The organism is Corallococcus sp. AB038B, from assembly GCF_003668955.1.
Taxonomy (GTDB): domain Bacteria; phylum Myxococcota; class Myxococcia; order Myxococcales; family Myxococcaceae; genus Corallococcus; species Corallococcus exiguus.
Genome location: NZ_RAWO01000449.1, coordinates 1 through 380, shown reverse-complemented (window position 1 = coordinate 380; position 380 = coordinate 1). Strand labels below are relative to the sequence as shown.

Below are 380 nucleotides of genomic sequence, written 5' to 3'. Positions count from 1 at the left end.
TACTACCCGTGGGTGAAGGTGCTGGACCCCGTCACGCGCCAGCCCATCTTCCTGCCGCCCAGCGGCTTCGTGGCCGGCATCTACGCGCGCAACGACGTCAACCGCGCCGTCTACAAGGCCCCCGCCAACGAAGTCGTCAACCTGGCGCTGGGCTTCGAGTCCAACCTGAGCAAGGCGCAGCAGGAGGTGCTCAACCCCGAGGGCCTCAACGCCTTCCGCTTCTTCGAGGGCCGCGGCAACCGGCTGTGGGGCGCGCGCACCACGTCGTCCGACCCCGAGTGGAAGTACGTCAACCTGCGCCGCTACTTCGCCTACCTGGAGCGCTCCATCGACAAGGGCACCCAGTGGGCGGTGTTCGAGCCGAACGGCGAGCAGCTGTG

The 380-nt window shown here is 67.9% G+C and carries 1 protein-coding gene; it reads left to right on the top strand.

All coding sequences use genetic code 11. From position 1 onward, the window contains the following. On the top strand, positions 1 to 380 hold a 380-nt coding region (locus D7Y04_RS43845; protein ID WP_147477412.1), incomplete at both ends, for a phage tail sheath subtilisin-like domain-containing protein.